The organism is Klebsiella scottii (genome assembly GCF_036561945.1).
Taxonomy (GTDB): Bacteria; Pseudomonadota; Gammaproteobacteria; order Enterobacterales; family Enterobacteriaceae; genus Klebsiella; species Klebsiella scottii.
The window spans coordinates 2,400,650-2,417,731 of the sequence record NZ_JARXNI010000020.1; the positions used below are offsets into that span (position 1 = coordinate 2,400,650).

Genomic DNA, 17,082 nt, shown 5'->3' on the forward strand with positions numbered 1-17,082 from the left:
TTACCGCTGGTTGAGAGCCCATTCCTGCAGCTCCTGGCGCCGTGCCGTCGGGAGCGCGGCGGCATGAACCCCGGTAATGGCCCCTTCCAGCGAATAGAGAATATTCAGCGTCAGCGCTTTATTCGACTCTCGCAGCTTAAGCCACGCACGCTGCGCGCCAATAAGGCGCAGCGCCTGCTGATCTATTACGCCGGAGTTAATTAATAGTAGCTCCATGTGGAAACTAATATTTGGCAGATCTTTCAACCTGCCAGAATAACGCTGCTGGTTCTTTTCTCTTTGAGCGGTCTGTAATGAAAGCGACGATAGTTTGAAAAGCATTTTACTGTCACACCAAAGCGTTTCATTTATCTGATAGTATTTTAGAAAAATTGGGCGCCCGTTTTTACGCATTTTTAAAAGTGGATTTGCGTGGGCGACACAATACGCAGCGCCCTGCTCACAAATCTTAAGATAGATTTCCCCCTCTGCAACCATCGCAAATACGGTGTCGTCTATTGCCAGGCTATAGCCACCAAACAAAGGACGGCAGATTATTTTTCCTAATGGCGATAAGCACTTCTGAAATTTATGAAACCGCAGGGATGAGATTTTTTTCATGATTATTCCTTGGTTAATCATGCGAATACGGAGTAATTTAGTTAACGGATCCGTTAGTTCAGAAAATAAGTGAGTTCCTTTATTGCGGCAAGATGATTTTAACGTTCCACTCAGGCAACTCACCATTTTGCGAGGTGCTTTCAAGAAATTACTCTTCGGCGAAAGCGGATGTATTAAAAATAAAATATAACCGGAGCATTAATTAATAGTTGCACAAATAGTTTGTGCCTGGGAAGAGCAGCGCTGCGCCGGGGGGGCGTAAAGATACGCAGGTACGCTTGCGCGGTTTGAGGTTTCTGTCGCCAAAAATTTATGCCGCGGGGTTACCGCGGCGAGAGCAGGTCTTCGCCAACGCGGCCGACAATGTCGAACAAATTTCGAGCGACAACACGATAAATGAGGTTGATCTTTTCGCCGCCTGGATATACTGTATATGCATACAGTAACTACAGGCGGAAATAGACAATGCTTACTTCAGCTTACGCAAATCGTTCATCACTGACTTCTGCTTCAGTACGTCGCCACTCCCATGACGCCGTCGAACAACCAGCCAGCGGGCTGATTAGTGAGATTGTCTACCGTGAAGATCAGCCGATGATGACACAGCTACTGCTGCTTCCTTTATTACAGCAGCTAGGTCAGCAATCCCGCTGGCAGCTCTGGCTAACGCCAAAACAGAAGCTGAGCCGCGAGTGGGTGCAATCCTCCGGCCTGCCGCTATCGAAAGTCATGCAGATAAACCAGCTCTCCCCGTTCAATACGGTAGAATCAATGATACGCGCCCTGCGCACGGGTAACTATAGCGTAGTAATCGGCTGGCTGGCGGATGAACTGACGGCCGAAGAACATGAACGGCTGGTTAATGCCGCGGAAGAAGGTCATGCGATGGGGTTTATCATGAGGCCAGTGGGAAATACAAGCCAGCATGGGAGACAACTGAGCGGGCTAAAAATTCACTCTAATTTGTATCATTAAGCCAAATTAGGATTAATCCTGGAATTTTTTTTGCGCAGTACAAGGACGTGCTTTAATAAGGGTTGTTTTTGTGCGGATGCCTGTCTGATGCGGTCTCGCAGGTTTTATCGGCGAACGAAAACTAACCATATTTGTTAAATATTGTGTATACAACCCTTTTTTTTCATATGCCTGACGGAGTTCACACTTGTAAGTTTCGAACTAAGTTGTAGACTTTACATCGCCAGGGGTGATCGGCTTACGCTGCATGTATCAGCATAGTTAACAACAAGTCACGCCCCGGGTGAAGGATCTAACCGTGAGGTCTTTTGTAACTTCATGGCGAATTTTGGATGATAATGAGGCGCAGAAAATGAAAAAGACAGCTATCGCGATTGCAGTGGCACTGGCTGGCTTCGCTACCGTAGCGCAGGCCGCACCGAAAGATAACACCTGGTATGCAGGTGGTAAACTGGGCTGGTCCCAGTATCACGATACCGGTTTCTACGGTAACGGTTTCCAGAACAACAATGGCCCGACCCGTAACGATCAGCTGGGTGCTGGTGCGTTCGGTGGCTATCAGGTTAACCCGTACCTCGGTTTCGAAATGGGTTACGACTGGCTGGGACGTATGGCCTATAAAGGCAGCGTTGATAACGGCGCTTTCAAAGCTCAGGGCGTTCAGCTGACTGCTAAACTGGGTTACCCGATCACTGACGATCTGGACATCTACACCCGTCTGGGTGGTATGGTCTGGCGTGCAGATTCGAAGGGTAACTACGGTTCCACCGGTACTTCCCGCAGCGAACACGACACTGGCGTATCCCCGGTATTTGCTGGTGGTATCGAGTGGGCAATGACTCGCGACATCGCTACTCGTCTGGAATACCAGTGGGTTAACAACATCGGTGATGCAGGTACCGTTGGCACACGTCCTGATAACGGCATGCTGAGCGTAGGTGTTTCCTACCGTTTCGGTCAGGAAGAAGCAGCTCCGGTTGTAGCTCCTGCTCCGGCTCCGGCTCCGGAAGTGACTACCAAGCACTTCACTCTGAAGTCTGACGTACTGTTCAACTTCAACAAATCTACCCTGAAACCGGAAGGCCAGCAGGCTCTGGATCAGCTGTACACCCAGCTGAGCAACATGGATCCGAAAGACGGTTCCGCAGTTGTTCTGGGCTACACTGACCGCATCGGTTCTGACGCTTACAACCAGCAGCTGTCTGAGAAACGTGCTCAGTCTGTTGTTGATTACCTGGTTTCTAAAGGTATCCCGGCTGGTAAAATCTCCGCTCGCGGTATGGGCGAATCCAACCCAGTTACTGGCAACACCTGTGACAACGTGAAAGCTCGCGCTGCACTGATCGATTGCCTGGCTCCGGATCGTCGCGTAGAGATCGAAGTTAAAGGTTACAAAGAAGTAGTAGCTCAGCCGCAGGCTTAAGTTTTACTACCGATAAAAAACCCCGCTGATGCGGGGTTTTTTTTTGTCTCAAATTTAGCGTCAGCGCGAAAAGCGCCCGCGCGCACCACTATCAGCCTTCCGGGCTACTCCTTACCAAGCAATACCTGCAGATCGCGCTTCAGGCTGGACATCTTGCTGGCATACTTCTCTTTATGCTCCGCGTCCTCAATCAGCTGTACGATAGTTTCCGACAGCGTTTTTCCCCGTCGCTGCGCCAGGCCAGCGAGACGCTGCCAGACCACAAACTCCAGATCGATAGACTTTTTGCGCGTATGCTGATGCTCAGCGTTAAAATGACGCTTTCGCCGCGCGCGGATAGTCTGCTTCATCCGGTTCATTAGCTCCGGATTAATATGCTGCTCAATCCAGGCGTTCACCAGAACAGGTTCATTTTCGAGCGTCAGTAAGACATCGACCGCGGCTTGCGCTGCGCTGGCTTCAATATAGCGGGTAATCAGCTCACCTTCCCGGTGCTTTTTAACCAGATATTTCCATTTCCAGCCGCTTTCAAGATTTTCCAGTTGTTGATATTTCATTGCGATCTCAATGTGACCGTGTAACTCACTTCAGGATATCAGTTTTTTCTCGATGTGCTGAGAATAAATCATCATTCGTGATATGCGTTACGTCGTTATCGTTAACGTAAACACGATCCTCCGTGTGCTCAGACGCGGCATAAGGTATAATCGCGCGTTTTACATCTCACTAAAAAACAGCGACTTTGACCATTACGAAACTTACCCGAAACGACCTTGCTCCTGATACGGAAAGTTATCAGGCGCTGTTTACACAAGCTGATTTAGCCCAGCCAGAGGCTTCCCTGTCAGGCGAACTGCAGCCCCGTTTATTCTATGCGTTGGAGCAGCTTCTGGTGACTCCGACCATTTCTCCGTTCATGCTGGTTAAGGCTCCGGAAGAACCGGAATACCTGCAGTGGTTTGCCGCAGAAACCCGCAGCTTATACCAGCCGGCCGCGCCTCTTTACGGCGTGCGTTACCAGATTAACGGTGGAAACGTCACCCTTTCGCCGGCAAAAAGCGCCGATGATAATTTTGCCAGCACCGCGCCGGTTGAATCAGCCGACTGGATTGAAGCAGAGCAGCTTTTTGGCTGCGTGCGCCAGTTTAACGGCGAAATATCCCTGCAGCCGGGCCTGGTACATCGTAGCAACGGCGGCGTGCTTATTATCGCCCTGCGCGCGCTATTAGCCCAACCGCTGCTGTGGATGCGCCTGAAGAACATCGTTACCCGCCAGCGCTTTGACTGGCTGTCCATCGATGAGTCTCGCCCGCTGCCGGTCAGCATTCCATCGATGCCGCTCAATCTGAAGATAATTCTGGTCGGTGAACGCGATTCATTGGCTGATTTTCAGGATATGGAACCCGAGCTCTCGGCCCAGGCGATTTACAGCGAGTATGAAGATAATCTGCAAATCGCGGATGGCGACACCCTGAAACAGTGGTGTCAGTGGGTGTGGCAAAACGCGCAGCAGCTTGAGCTGCCCGGGCTGGCCGCCGATGCCTGGCCGCAGCTGATTCAGGAAGGCGCACGCTACACCGGCGATCAGGAAACGCTGCCGCTGTGTCCGCTGTGGATTGCCCGCCAGCTGCGCGAAGCCGCCGCCTTCTGCGAAGGTGAGCTTATCTCCGCGGAAGAGATGCAGACCATGCTGGCACGTCGCGAATGGCGCGAAGGCTATCTTGCCGAGCGGATCCAGGATGAAATCCTGCAAGAACAAATTTTGATTGAGACCGAAGGTGAATGCATCGGGCAAATCAACGCGCTGTCGGTCATCGAATTCCCCGGTCATCCGCGGGCCTTTGGCGAGCCATCGCGCATCAGCTGCGTCGTACATATCGGCGACGGTGAGTTCATCGACGTTGAACGCAAGGCCGAGCTGGGCGGCAATATCCATGCCAAAGGCATGATGATTATGCAGGCGTTCCTGATGTCCGAACTCGAACTCGAGCAGCAGCTCCCCTTCTCCGCATCGCTGACCTTTGAGCAATCCTACAGCGAAGTGGACGGGGATAGCGCCTCTATGGCCGAACTGTGCGCCTTAATCAGCGCGCTGGCCGGCGTGCCCATTAATCAGAGTATCGCCGTCACCGGTTCAGTCGATCAGTTCGGTCGCGTACAGCCGGTGGGCGGGCTTAACGAAAAAATTGAAGGCTTCTTCACCATTTGCCAGCAGCGCGAGCTGACCGGCAAACAGGGAGTCATCATTCCTGCGGCGAATGTTCGCCATCTGAGCCTGGCGCCAGAACTACAGCAGGCTGTCGCTGAAGAGAAGTTTTCCATCTGGGCGGTGGAAGACGTTACGGAAGCGCTGCCCATGCTGACCCAGCTGTTGTGGGATGGCGAAGGGCAAACTTTACGGCAAACCATTCAGGAGCGGATTGCGCAGGCGACGCAGCAAGAGAGTCGTCATCGTTTTCCGTGGCCACTACGCTGGTTAGGTGGTTCAGGTTCTAACTGATCGGACTTGTTCAGCTTACACGTGTTAGCTATCCTGCGTCCCGAACTCAAAATAAGGCTTACTGAAAACATGGTAGATAAACGCGAATCCTATACGAAAGAAGACCTTCTTGCCTCTGGCCGTGGTGAACTGTTTGGCGCAAAAGGCCCGCAGCTGCCCGCGCCAAGTATGCTGATGATGGACCGCGTCATCAAAATGACCGAAACCGGTGGTAACTACGATAAAGGTTATGTCGAAGCAGAACTCGATATCAACCCGGACCTGTGGTTCTTCGGTTGCCACTTTATCGGCGATCCGGTCATGCCGGGCTGCCTGGGCCTGGACGCAATGTGGCAGCTCGTTGGCTTCTATCTGGGCTGGCTCGGTGGCGAAGGCAAAGGCCGCGCGCTGGGAGTGGGTGAAGTTAAATTCACCGGCCAGGTGCTGCCGACTGCGAAGAAAGTGACCTATCGTATTCACTTTAAACGCGTTGTTAACCGTCGTCTGATTATGGGCCTGGCGGATGGTGAAGTGCTGGTTGACGATCGTCTGATCTACACCGCGGCCGATCTGAAAGTGGGCCTGTTCCAGGACACTTCTGCGTTCTGATTAGCAGCAACGCTTAAAAAGGCGAAGCCCCCGCTTGCGGAGGCTTCTTTTTTAAAGAGACAGTCAGGCAGTTTGTACCCTGTCCTCCATGGCTTCTCGCCAGCCTCCTAGCCAGTAGGACCTTTGATTCAGGGTCTGGTAGGGACACATTTCTTTCGATCTTCCGGTTATCCCGGCCTGATATCCACGTTGATGTGCCCGTTCCAGGCGATCTCGTTTTTGTCTCTTCATGCCTCGTTTCCCTCATTCTTTGATCTGGTGGAAAAGAAAACAGTGGTCACTAAATATGCAACCACGGTTAACGAATACCGCGAATCAGAGGTAACGTCAATGCGCAAAATTCACGCCATTGTCATAATTGTGAGCTACATGAAAGTTCATTTGTACAAAAACTGTGAACCAGCACAAGTAACAATCTGACGAGGCAAATAAAAAACCGCCGCGGTTTTTCAGACCACGGCGGCGGTTTAGCTTCATTCATTTTGCTTATGGCAGGCGATTCAGCTCGCTGGCAATAGCGGTCGCTTCCTGAGCCCAGGCCTGAGCCATCGTTTTCACCATCGCATCGTAACCGTCCTGCTGCTGCTTCAGCTCAATATTAAACGGACGCTTAATCAGCTGGCCCTGATGCTTCAGCAGCCATTCACCGCTGACGATAACCCGCCCGTCGTACCGGCCATGAAAGCCGTTAACGGAAACGTTAAGCGTATCCTGCTCGTTGCCCAGCGGCTGCGATGCCACCACCCAGCCGGGCAGCTGATTGCTTAAATTCGCAACCAGCGCGGTGCGCAGCTGCTGATCGAGCGGGCTGGCCCACAGATTATTACTCGCAATGACGTACTGTACGTCGGTGGTCTGGTAGACCACCCCGTTGCCCGCCAGATAGTCCGGGATAGTGACCTGTTCAACCCACAGCAGGTTCTTCCCCTCGTGGGTGGCGCTTTGCGCACCGCTTTGGGCGACAGGCAGCTGATAGTAGGTTTTATCCTCCCCGCTGCTGCTGCAGGCCGCCAGCGCGCATACCGCTGCCGCTACTAACCACTTTTTCATTATTTCGCTCCCTTCGGCTGCGGATCTTTTTTACCCTTGGCCTCAAATACCAGCGCGTTGCTCTTATCATTGAGCGTTTTCAGTACCGGCTGCAGTTCACGAAGAACCTGATCCAGTCGCTGCATATCCGCAACCATCTTATTGTACGCCGCGGACCCCGGCTGGAAGCCCTGCATACTGCGGTTCAGTTCGCGCAGCGTATTCTGCATATCACCAGGCAGCTGCTGCATCGACTGGCTTGAGGTGATCTTATTCAAGCTATCCAGCGTTGCCTGAACGTGCTGCATCGTTTTTTCGCTCTGCGCCAGCGTACTGGTCGCCTGCTCCAGCAGCGGGTTAATCGGCAGATTGTTAATCTTATCCAGCGCATCCATCAGGCGCTGCTGAATTTGCGCGAGGCCGCCGCTAACCGTTGGAATGATCGGATAAGAGCCAAACTCATGCATGCTGCCGCGCGGAGGCGCTTTGGGATAGAAGTCGAGATCGATATACAGCGCGCCGGTAATCAGGTTGCCGGTTTTAAGCGAACCGCGCAGGCCGCGATTGATCAGATCGTCCATATGGGTGCGAATATTCGGATCGTCACCAAGCTGGTTGATCAGCCGTTCCGGCTCAATGCGCACCTCTACCGGAATGCGATAATCGTCATTCAGCCGCTGATGCAGTCCTGGAATAAAGAACGGTACCTTGCCGACCGTGCCCAGGCGTATCCCGCGGAACTCCACCGGCGCGCCGGGCTGAAGCCCGCGGATCGAATCTTTGAAGAACATCACGTAGTCGATGTGCTGGGTAAAGACCGAATCCTGAATACTTTTCTGGTCATCAAAAAGATGGTAGCCGGTCTTGTTCGCGACCGGTTCGCCAAGATCCAGCCCTTCCGGAATATCAAAACTCACCCCGCCGCCAAACAGCGTCGACAGCGAGCCCATTTCCACCCGCATCCCGGCCGAGGTCAGATCCACGGCAATACCGCTATCTTTCCAGAAACGAACGTTGGTAGTCACCAGGCGATCGTTTGGCGCGTTGATGAACAGCTGATAGGTAATATTACGCTTTTGCGGATCGAAGGTGCTGGTCTCGACCGACCCCACCCGATAGCCGCGAAAGAGCACCGGATCGCCGGGAGAGAGCTGGCCGGCTTTATTGCTTTCCAGCAGAATGCGGATACCCTTCGCATCCGGCGAGGCCAGCGGCGGAGAGTCCAGCAGCGGGTACTGCGCAGCATCCGCCCCTTTCGTTCCAGGCTGAAGCTCAATATAGGCTCCGGATAACAGCGTCCCAAGGCCGCTGATCCCTTCACGCCCCACCTGCGGCTTTACCACCCAAAACACCGAGTCCTGATGCAAAAGCTTCTGCATACCGGAGTTCAGGCGAGCCTTAATCTCTACGTGCGTCAGATCGTCCGTCAGGGTGGCGGTTTCTACCACACCGACGTCAACGCTGCGGCTTTTAATCCGGGTTTTACCACCCTCAATGCCCTCGGCGTTGGTGGTGATCAGCGTCACCTCCGGCCCCTGATGGCTATAGTGATAAAAAAGAATCCACGCGCCGATTAGCACAGTGACGATGGGGAAGATCCATACTGGTGACCAGTTCTTCACCTTTTGCACTTTTGCTTCTCCGCTATTATTTTCCATGCTGCTGTATTTCCTCATGGCTTAAATCTGGTTCACGGTCCCACAACAAACGAGGGTCGAACGTCATCGCTGAAAACATTGTCATCACAACAACCAGCGCGAACATCACCGCCCCTATCGCAGGATAGATATTCATCAACCCTCCCATGCGCACCAGCGCCGAGAGTACAGCGATGACAAAAACATCAATCATTGACCAGCGGCCAACAAACTCCACTACTTCATAAATCAGATGCATACGCTCTGAATCACGCGAACCATTGCCGTTGGCGTTCCAGCACAGCCAGCCAATCGCGAGCATTTTCAACGTCGGCACCATAATACTGGCGATGAATATCACCAGCGCAACCGGATACGATCCTTCGCTCCACAGCAGGATCACCCCGGCCATGATCGTAGACGGCATTTTATCGCCCAGCAGGTCGGTTATCATAATGGGCATGATATTGGCGGGGAGATAGAGCAGGCACGAGGTGATTAGCAGGGCCAGCGTCCACTGCAGGCTATGCTTACGCCGCACCGTCCCTTTCGTCTGACAGCGCGGGCATACCGCTGCATCGGCGGGTAAAACGGCCGTACAGCAGGAACAGGAGCGCAGGCCCTGGCGAATCCCCGTCACGCCAACCTTCAGCGGCTGTTTAACCGCAGGCATTGGCGCGATGTCGTCCCAAAGCCAGCGCCGGTCCACGCACTGTAGCGCGCGCAGCTGCAGCAGGCAAAACATACACCAGGGAAAAAAGCTCAGGCCAACGCCAATATCACCGTAGGCCATTAGCTTCACGAAGCTCACCAGCACCCCGGCGAGAAAGATTTCCGCCATTCCCCAGGTTTTGAGGTGGAACAGAATTCGCGCCAGAAACGCTTTTAGCGCTGCGGGCATACGAACGCGATTGACCAACAGCAAAATGGTTATCAGGCAAAAGGCCGGCACCAGCTGCACAAAAAGGAGAAAGAAGGTGCCGAGGCTGGCGTAATTCTCGCTAAACAGAACGTTGGGGATCTCCAGCAGCTCAATTTCACTGTTGAGTCCCCCAACGTTCATGTAGACGAAGGGAAACAGGTTTGCCAGCAGCAGCATAAACAACGCGACCAGCGCATAGGCAGTGGGACGCTGCCGAGGCGCGTCCCATGAAGTCGTTAACGTTGTGCCGCAACGCGGACATACGGCTTTCTGGCGATGCTCCAGCCGGGGCAACGCCACCAGCAGATCACATTGTGGACACAGGATATGCCGCGCAGCATGATGATGATCGCACATGAAAACTCCTCAGCTTATGCGCCGTTTTTTAATCCTTCGAGATATTCCCAGCGCTCAAAGGCCGTTTCCAGGGCCTGTTCCGCTTCGGCCAGCTGCGCCAGCACCTGCTGCGTATGGTCATGCGACTGACCAAAGAAAGAGGCGTCAGCGACCTGATCCTGCAAACTCTGCAGCCGGGCCTCCAGCTCTTCCAGACGCTGCGGCAGCTGCTCCAGCTCACGCTGAAGGTTATAGCTTAGTTTGCTCGCCGCACGTTTAACACTTTCCGTTTTCGGCTGCGCGGCTTCAACATTTTTTTTGGCCACGGACTGTTTTTGCGCCAAAGACTGCGACTGCTGTCCGCGCGCGTCGTGGTAGCCGCCAACGTACTGACCGATGCGCCCCTCGCCTTCGAAGATCCAGCATTCGGTGACGGTGTTATCCACAAACTGACGATCGTGGCTGACCAGCATCACGCTGCCCTGGTAGCCGTCGATAAGCTCTTCCAGCAGCTCAAGGGTTTCGACATCCAGGTCGTTGGTCGGTTCATCGAGAATCAACAGGTTGCTGGGCTTCAGGAACAGACGCGCCAGCAGCAGACGGTTACGCTCCCCGCCGGACAGCGCGCGAACCGGCGTCATTGCCCGCTTCGGATGGAACAGGAAGTCCTGCAAATAGCCCAGCACGTGACGCGGCTTGCCGTTAACCAGCACTTCCTGCTTGCCTTCAGCGAGGTTATCCATCACCGTCCGGTCCGGGTCCAGCTCGGCGCGGTGCTGATCGAAGTAGGCCACTTCCAGCTTGGTGCCGACGTGAACTCGTCCGCTGTCCGCCTGCAGCTGACCGAGCATCAGCTTCAGCAGCGTAGTTTTACCGCAGCCGTTAGGGCCAATCAGCGCTATTTTGTCACCGCGCTGAATCTGCGCCGAGAAGTCTTTGACCAATACCTTGCCGCCAACCTGGTAGTTAACGTTCTCCATCTCGAAGACAATTTTGCCCGAGCGTGAAGCCTCTTCTACCTGCATCTTCGCGCTGCCCATCACTTCGCGGCGTTCGCCGCGCTCGCGACGCATCGCCTTCAGGGCGCGAACGCGGCCTTCGTTACGGGTACGGCGTGCTTTGATCCCCTGGCGGATCCAGACTTCTTCCTGCGCCAGCTTGCGATCGAACTCCGCATTCTGCAGCTCTTCAACCCGCAGCGCTTCTTCTTTTTCCAGCAGATACTGATCGTAGTTGCCTGGATAGGTCACCAGCTTGCCGCGATCGAGATCGACGATCCGCGTCGCCATATTGCGAATAAATGAACGGTCGTGCGAAATGAAAATGATGGTGCCTTTGAAGGTCTTCAGGAAGCCTTCCAGCCAGTCGATAGTTTCGATATCGAGGTGGTTAGTCGGTTCATCCAGCAGCAGCACGCGCGGGCCGCTGACCAGCGCGCGGCCGAGCGCCGCTTTACGCAGCCAGCCGCCGGACAGAGAGGCCAGCTCGGCGTTGGCATCGAGGCCCAGCTGCTCCAGCACTTCGTTAATGCGGCTCTCCAGCTGCCACAGACCGAGGTTGTCCAGCAGATCCTGCAGACGCGCCAGCTCGTTTAAATTTTTGTTGCTCGGGTCGGTCATCACCAGACGGGAAACGTCGTGATAGCCTTTGAGGTACGCCGCCTGCTCTTCGATGCCTTCTGCAACGAAGTCGTACACGGTACCCGCGATATTTCGCGGCGGATCCTGCTGCAGACGCGCAACGACCAGATCCTGTTCATAAATAATGCGCCCGTCATCCAGACCCTGCTCGCGGTTGAGGATCTTCATCAGGGTGGATTTGCCCGCGCCGTTACGCCCAACCAGGCACACGCGCTCGTTATCTTCGATATGCAACTCGGCGTTATCCAGCAGCGGAGAGTCGCTGAAGGAGAGCCAGGCCCCATGCATACTAATCAATGACATTCTTTATTCCTTTCAGGCTGCAGTAATCAGCCAGCAGTTGTGAATCTGACGGTTACGGGCAAAATCCTGAGATTGCGTTTTTTGCGTAATTTCTTGCGCCTTCAGTCCAAGCTGCGCCAGCCCGTCATGATCCATACGGAAACCGCGTTTATTGTTCGAGAACATAATCGTGCCGCCTTTACGCAGCAGACGTTTAAGATCGGTCAGCAGGCGCAGGTGATCGCTCTGTACGTCGAAGGTTTCTTCCATACGCTTCGAGTTAGAAAACGTCGGCGGATCGATAAAGATCAGGTCGAACTGTTCATCGCTCTCGCGCAGCCAGCCCAGCACATCGGCCTGCATCAGGCGGTGCGAACGGCCGGTTAACCCGTTGAGACGCAGATTTCGCTCGGCCCACTCGAGGTAGGTGCGCGACATATCGACGGTGGTCGTCGAGCGCGCGCCGCCAAGACCGGCGTGGACGCTGGCGCTGCCGGTATAGGCAAAGAGGTTGAGGAAATCTTTGCCTTTGCTCATCTCACCAAGCATACGCCGCGCGATGCGGTGGTCGAGGAACAGACCGGTATCGAGGTAATCGGTCAGGTTGACCCACAGACGAGCGTTATACTCCTGTACCTCGATAAAATCGCCTTTTTCAGCCATTTTCTGGTACTGGTTTTTCCCTTTCTGCCGTTCGCGGGTTTTCAACACCAGCTTATTCGGCGCGATACCTAATACCGAAATCGTCGCGGCGATAATATCAAACAGACGCTGGCGGGCTTTATGCGCATCGACCGTTTTCGGCGGCGCATACTCCTGCACCACCACCCACTCACCGTAGCGGTCGATAGCGACGTTATATTCCGGGAGATCGGCATCATACAGGCGGTAGCATTCAATACCTTCCTGGCGCGCCCACTTCTCAAATTTCTTCAGGTTTTTGCGCAGGCGGTTGGCGAAATCTTCGGCAAGCGATACCGCTTTACCGCCTTCGTTTTCGGCAACGTGATAGTTTTTCTGCACGCAGTCCAGCGGACCGTTTTTGGCCTTAAACTGCTTGTCTGCCCGCAGCTGCAGGCAGCTCAGCAGATCCGGAGAAGCGCTGAACAGCGACAGATTCCAGCCGCCAAACTGACTTTTCATCGTCCGGCCAAGCAGGCTATGCAGGGCAATCAGCGCCGGCTCGCTTTCCAGACGTTCGCCGTACGGCGGGTTGCTGATAACGGTCCCGTACGGGCCTTTCGGCAGCGGGTTGCTGAGCTGAGCGACATCTTTCGCTGCAAACGCAATCAGTTCGCCAACGCCTGCGCGACGGGCATTGCTGCGCGCGCGTTCAATAACCCGCGCGTCGACGTCAGACCCGTAGAAACGCGACTCATATGCCGCCAGCCCTTTACGGGCGCGGGTCTGGGCTTCGGCCTTCACCTCTTTCCAGACCGCGTCATCGTGCTGGACCCAGCCGTTGAAGCCCCAGTGGCCGCGATGCAGGCCTGGAGCGCGATCGGTCGCCAGCATCGCGGCTTCGATCAGCAGCGTACCGGAACCGCACATCGGATCGAGCAGCGGCGTTCCCGGCACCCAGCCGGAACGCATGACGATCGCAGAAGCGAGCGTCTCTTTGATCGGCGCCATCCCGGTGCCGTCGCGGTAGCCGCGCAGATGCAGGCCTTCGCCGCTCAGATCTAAAGAGATATGCGCCGTCTCTTTGTTCAGCCAGACGTTGATTCGCAGATCGGGATTTTCGCGATCGACGTTCGGCCGCGGCAGATTTTTACGCGTGAAGCTGTCGACGATGGCATCTTTAACCTTTAACGCCCCGTACTGACTGTTGCGAATCTCATCGTTCAGCCCGCTAAAATGCACGGCGAAGGTGGCGTCAGGGGTGAAAATCTCCGTCCATGGAATGGCCTGTACACCGAGGTACAGGTCCAAATCGCTATACACGCTACACTGGCCTAACGGCAGCATGATGCGTGAGGCCAGCCGGCTCCACATCAGGCTTTGATACAGCAGGCGCGTATCTCCCTGAAAATGGACCCCGCCCTGGACTACCTGGCAGTCCGCTGCGCCAAGTGATTCCAGTTCAGTTTTTAACAGCTCTTCAAGCCCACGAGCCGTACTGGCAAACAGAGAATTCATATCGTCACTTTTACTAAAAGAAAATTGGTGCGCATTATAGCCAATATGCGCCCCATGTCATAAAGTTAAAGGCTTATTTTTAAGCCCAGAGACTACGCATGAAAACGCTATCGCGACTTTTTATTCATCCCGTCAAATCCATGCGTGGAATTGGCCTGACGCATGCGTTTGCCGATATCAGCGGCCTGGCCTTCGATCGCCTGTTTATGGTGACGGAAACGGATGGCACCTTTATTACCGCCCGCCAGTTTCCACAGATGGTGAAATTCACCCCCTCCCCGCTGCAGGACGGCGTTCATCTGACCGCTCCTGACGGCAGCAGCGCGATCGTTCGCTTCGCTGATTTCGCGCCTCAGGGCGAGCCTACCGAGGTGTGGGGAAACCATTTCACCGCCCTGGTTGCGCCGTCAACGGTTAACCAATGGCTTAGCGGCTTCTTTAATCGCCAGGTTCAGCTTCGCTGGCTGGGACCGCAGCTGACCCGCCGCGTTAAGCGCCATGACGCCGTCCCGCTCACCTTTGCCGACGGTTACCCCTATTTACTCACCAATGAAGCCTCGCTGCGCGACCTGCAGCAGCGCTGTACGGCCAGCGTACGTATGGAGCAGTTTCGCCCTAACCTGGTCGTCACCGGCGCCGAGCCGTGGGAGGAAGATAGCTGGAAGGTGATCCGCATTGGCGAAGTGACTTTTGATGTCGCCAAGCCCTGCAGCCGCTGTATTTTTACCACCGTCAGTCCGGAACGCGGACAAAAGCATCCGTCCGGCGAACCGCTAGCCACGCTGCAACGCTTTCGCACCGCCGTGGATAATGGCGATGTCGATTTCGGTCAAAATCTGATTGCCCGCAGCAGCGGCGTTATCCGCGTGGGCGATGAAGTCGAGGTGCTGAAGCGTGGCCCGGCAAAGGCCTACGGGGCGGGCGAAAGCGATGATAGTGAACCTTCTGCAGCTCAGCAGAATGCGACGGTTGATATTGAGTGGCAGGGACAGAGTTTTACCGGGAATAACCAGCAGGTTCTGCTGGAACAGCTGGAGCAACAGGGGATCCGCGTGCCCTACTCCTGCCGGGCGGGCATCTGCGGCAGCTGCCGCATTCGGCTTGAGGAAGGTGAGGTCAGCCCGCTGAAGAAAAACGCCGTTGCGGCGGATGGCACTATTCTGTGCTGCAGCTGCGTACCAAAAACCGACTTACGCCTGGCGCCCTGAGGTCTTCAGAGGTTCTTCAGCTGGCAGCCAAAGAGGCTCGCCGCCTTAAACCGCCTCGCCAAGGCTGTAGCTGGAGATACGCGGGGCGGGCTGTAGTCTGTCGTTCATAATTTTAATCACGTCGCCAAGCTGCATCACCCGTCCGGCCAACGTTAACCCCGGCTGGGCCAGCAGGCACAGTGCGGCATTTTCGCCAGGCTCCACCACCAGCAGATTCACCTGCTGCCCGGTATCGCTGAGCCAGGCGCTGGCGGTATCGCCGCCGCCGGGCTGCCAGCTCTCTTCATGGGTGGTGAAATGCCAGCTTTTCGGCATTTGGGGCTTAAGAAAACGAATGGCAACCAGCGCGTTAAGCACTAATTCAGCGCGCTGCTCTTTAGATAATTCTATATCCCGGCATTTTTCTTCGAAGGAAAAATAAAGAGCGGCGTCGTCAACGCAAAACCCGGATGGCGCGAATGCATCGGGCGTCAGCATCCGGCGCGCAAAGCGCGAGCGGAACAACATACCATTGGCCAAATCGAGCATCATGCGATCGTGCTCTTCATCGTAATACCAACGCCAGTTATCGTCAGGTTTAATCCGCATTTTTCCCCCGTCCTCTTTCACTTCTATCTGTAATGCACGGCATACGGCAACAGAATTATTTCCAAAATTAAGAAAAGACTAAAATGTCTAAATAAGCAACAATGAGGGAATATAAAACAACCAGGGCCGGAAATAAAGCCCTGGGGGTGTTTCAGAGGGGGAAAAGATTAGATATTGGTAACAATTTCTTTAATCAGCGGCGGGCCTTTAAAAATAAAGCCAGAATAAATCTGGACCAGCGTCGCGCCGGCGGCCATTTTTTCCCGGGCTGCAATCGCAGAGTCAATCCCGCCTACTCCGATAATTGGCAAGCGGCCGTTTAATTCTGTCGCCAGCATACGGATAATCTCAGTGCTTTTTAATTGCAGAGGACGACCGCTCAGGCCACCGGTTTCATCGCAATATTGCATTCCCTGCACCAACGATCGATCGAGGGTGGTATTGGTGGCAATCACGCCGTCAATATTATGGCGAACCAGGCTATCGGCTACCTGGATCAATTCCTCGAGGGAAAGATCCGGGGCGATCTTCACGGCCACGGGGACATATTTTTGATGCTTTTGCTGCAGCTCAAGCTGCTTATTTTTAATACCGGAAAGTAAATCGTCGAGCGCGTCGCCATATTGCAACGTGCGCAGGCCCGGGGTATTCGGTGAGGAGATATTAATGGCGATATAGCCAGCATAGGGATAGACTTTTTCCATACAAATCAGGTAATCATCTTTGCCCTGCTCAACCGGGGTATCTTTATTTTTACCGATATTAATCCCAAGAATACCGTCAAAATGCGCCTTTTTAACGTTCTCGACGAGGTTATCAACGCCGAGATTATTAAAGCCCATGCGGTTGATCAAACCTTCTGCCGCAACCAGACGGAAGATCCTCGGCTTATCGTTGCCCGGCTGCGCGCGCGGCGTCACGGTACCAATTTCGATTGAACCAAAACCCATAGCCCCGAGCGCATCGATACACTCGCCGTTTTTATCCAGCCCGGCGGCAAGGCCCAGCGGATTCTTAAACGTGAGTCCCATGCAGGTCACCGGTTTAGCCGGCACCTTCTGGCGGATCAGCATCTCAAGCGGCGTTCCCGATACACGGCGTAATTGTTGGAAGGTTACTTCATGAGCGCGCTCAGGATCGAGCTGAAAAAGAGCTTTACGAACGAAGGGGTAGTACATGAACTCTCCTGGATTCCCGGTGTGCAAACCGGGGGCG

15 protein-coding genes are annotated in these 17,082 nt (G+C 54.4%); 5 read left to right on the top strand and 10 right to left on the bottom strand.

Translation table 11 applies throughout. The features are described from left to right. Positions 1–600, bottom strand: a complete 600-nt coding sequence (locus QFI97_RS19030; RefSeq protein WP_095095794.1) for a TfoX/Sxy family DNA transformation protein — start codon at positions 598–600, stop codon at positions 1–3. A 465-nt stretch (positions 601–1,065) separates the two neighbouring features. Between QFI97_RS19030 and sulA the strand changes: the two genes are divergently transcribed. Both sulA and ompA read left to right on the top strand, forming a co-directional pair. Next, positions 1,066–1,575, top strand: a complete 510-nt coding sequence (gene sulA / locus QFI97_RS19035; protein WP_095095791.1) for an SOS-induced cell division inhibitor SulA — start codon at positions 1,066–1,068, stop codon at positions 1,573–1,575. 352 nt (positions 1,576–1,927) lie between these two features. Then, entirely contained in the window at positions 1,928–2,998 is a 1,071-nt protein-coding gene (gene ompA, locus QFI97_RS19040) for a porin OmpA (RefSeq protein ID WP_045855437.1), read from the top strand. A 104-nt stretch (positions 2,999–3,102) separates the two neighbouring features. Here ompA and matP read toward each other — a convergent pair whose 3' ends face one another. Continuing rightward, a complete protein-coding gene (matP, locus tag QFI97_RS19045) occupies positions 3,103–3,555 on the bottom strand; it encodes a macrodomain Ter protein MatP (protein ID WP_095095789.1) in 453 nt (150 codons plus the stop codon). A gap of 185 nt (positions 3,556–3,740) precedes the next feature. Between matP and QFI97_RS19050 the strand changes: the two genes are divergently transcribed. Continuing rightward, positions 3,741–5,498 (top strand): AAA family ATPase, encoded by a 1,758-nt coding sequence (locus QFI97_RS19050; RefSeq protein ID WP_346431799.1) that lies wholly within the window; start codon positions 3,741–3,743, stop codon positions 5,496–5,498. Between the two features lie 69 nt (positions 5,499–5,567). Then, positions 5,568–6,086 carry a bifunctional 3-hydroxydecanoyl-ACP dehydratase/trans-2-decenoyl-ACP isomerase gene (gene fabA / locus QFI97_RS19055; RefSeq protein ID WP_095095783.1) on the top strand — a complete coding sequence of 173 codons (519 nt, stop codon included), beginning with the start codon at positions 5,568–5,570 and terminating at the stop codon, positions 6,084–6,086. Positions 6,087–6,149: 63 nt separating this feature from the next. Here fabA and rmf read toward each other — a convergent pair whose 3' ends face one another. From rmf to rlmKL, 6 genes are all read right to left on the bottom strand, one after another. Beyond that, a complete protein-coding gene (rmf, locus tag QFI97_RS19060; RefSeq protein WP_004871568.1) occupies positions 6,150–6,317 on the bottom strand; it encodes a ribosome modulation factor in 168 nt (55 codons plus the stop codon). A gap of 255 nt (positions 6,318–6,572) precedes the next feature. Further along, the gene (gene pqiC / locus QFI97_RS19065) at positions 6,573–7,136 is read right to left on the bottom strand and encodes a membrane integrity-associated transporter subunit PqiC (RefSeq protein WP_095095776.1); all 564 of its coding nucleotides are present in this window, start codon (positions 7,134–7,136) and stop codon (positions 6,573–6,575) included. Further along, positions 7,136–8,773, bottom strand: coding sequence for an intermembrane transport protein PqiB (gene pqiB, locus QFI97_RS19070; protein ID WP_095095770.1), 1,638 nt, complete (start codon positions 8,771–8,773; stop codon positions 7,136–7,138). The genes pqiC and pqiB overlap by 1 nt, the downstream gene beginning before the upstream one ends. Beyond that, the gene (gene pqiA, locus QFI97_RS19075) at positions 8,763–10,031 is read right to left on the bottom strand and encodes a membrane integrity-associated transporter subunit PqiA (protein WP_095095767.1); all 1,269 of its coding nucleotides are present in this window, start codon (positions 10,029–10,031) and stop codon (positions 8,763–8,765) included. The genes pqiB and pqiA overlap by 11 nt, the downstream gene beginning before the upstream one ends. A gap of 14 nt (positions 10,032–10,045) precedes the next feature. Further along, complete coding sequence (locus QFI97_RS19080) at positions 10,046–11,953, bottom strand: ABC transporter ATP-binding protein (protein ID WP_095095764.1); 1,908 nt, start codon at positions 11,951–11,953, stop codon at positions 10,046–10,048. 12 nt (positions 11,954–11,965) lie between these two features. Continuing rightward, on the bottom strand, positions 11,966–14,071 hold the full coding sequence (gene rlmKL / locus QFI97_RS19085; protein ID WP_095095761.1) for a bifunctional 23S rRNA (guanine(2069)-N(7))-methyltransferase RlmK/23S rRNA (guanine(2445)-N(2))-methyltransferase RlmL: 2,106 nt from the start codon (positions 14,069–14,071) through the stop codon (positions 11,966–11,968). Between the two features lie 98 nt (positions 14,072–14,169). On the opposite strand from rlmKL, the gene QFI97_RS19090 reads away from it, so the two are divergent. Then, positions 14,170–15,279 carry a YcbX family protein gene (locus QFI97_RS19090; protein ID WP_095095758.1) on the top strand — a complete coding sequence of 370 codons (1,110 nt, stop codon included), beginning with the start codon at positions 14,170–14,172 and terminating at the stop codon, positions 15,277–15,279. A gap of 45 nt (positions 15,280–15,324) precedes the next feature. Here QFI97_RS19090 and zapC read toward each other — a convergent pair whose 3' ends face one another. Continuing rightward, positions 15,325–15,867, bottom strand: coding sequence for a cell division protein ZapC (gene zapC, locus QFI97_RS19095; protein WP_331835662.1), 543 nt, complete (start codon positions 15,865–15,867; stop codon positions 15,325–15,327). A gap of 167 nt (positions 15,868–16,034) precedes the next feature. Further along, entirely contained in the window at positions 16,035–17,045 is a 1,011-nt protein-coding gene (pyrD, locus tag QFI97_RS19100; RefSeq protein WP_095095752.1) for a quinone-dependent dihydroorotate dehydrogenase, read from the bottom strand. Positions 17,046–17,082 lie beyond the last annotated feature (37 nt).

Bases quoted from the DNA above. Each gene is read 5' to 3' on its own strand.
- QFI97_RS19030 (WP_095095794.1), bottom strand. From the start codon at position 600: ATGAAAAAAATCTCATCCCTGCGGTTTCATAAATTTCAGAAGTGCTTA.
- sulA (WP_095095791.1), top strand. From the start codon at position 1,066: ATGCTTACTTCAGCTTACGCAAATCGTTCATCACTGACTTCTGCTTCA.
- ompA (WP_045855437.1), top strand. From the start codon at position 1,928: ATGAAAAAGACAGCTATCGCGATTGCAGTGGCACTGGCTGGCTTCGCT.
- matP (WP_095095789.1), bottom strand. From the start codon at position 3,555: ATGAAATATCAACAACTGGAAAATCTTGAAAGCGGCTGGAAATGGAAA.
- fabA (WP_095095783.1), top strand. From the start codon at position 5,568: ATGGTAGATAAACGCGAATCCTATACGAAAGAAGACCTTCTTGCCTCT.
- rmf (WP_004871568.1), bottom strand. From the start codon at position 6,317: ATGAAGAGACAAAAACGAGATCGCCTGGAACGGGCACATCAACGTGGA.
- pqiC (WP_095095776.1), bottom strand. From the start codon at position 7,136: ATGAAAAAGTGGTTAGTAGCGGCAGCGGTATGCGCGCTGGCGGCCTGC.
- pqiB (WP_095095770.1), bottom strand. From the start codon at position 8,773: ATGGAAAATAATAGCGGAGAAGCAAAAGTGCAAAAGGTGAAGAACTGG.
- pqiA (WP_095095767.1), bottom strand. From the start codon at position 10,031: ATGTGCGATCATCATCATGCTGCGCGGCATATCCTGTGTCCACAATGT.
- QFI97_RS19080 (WP_095095764.1), bottom strand. From the start codon at position 11,953: ATGTCATTGATTAGTATGCATGGGGCCTGGCTCTCCTTCAGCGACTCT.
- rlmKL (WP_095095761.1), bottom strand. From the start codon at position 14,071: ATGAATTCTCTGTTTGCCAGTACGGCTCGTGGGCTTGAAGAGCTGTTA.
- QFI97_RS19090 (WP_095095758.1), top strand. From the start codon at position 14,170: ATGAAAACGCTATCGCGACTTTTTATTCATCCCGTCAAATCCATGCGT.
- zapC (WP_331835662.1), bottom strand. From the start codon at position 15,867: ATGCGGATTAAACCTGACGATAACTGGCGTTGGTATTACGATGAAGAG.
- pyrD (WP_095095752.1), bottom strand. From the start codon at position 17,045: ATGTACTACCCCTTCGTTCGTAAAGCTCTTTTTCAGCTCGATCCTGAG.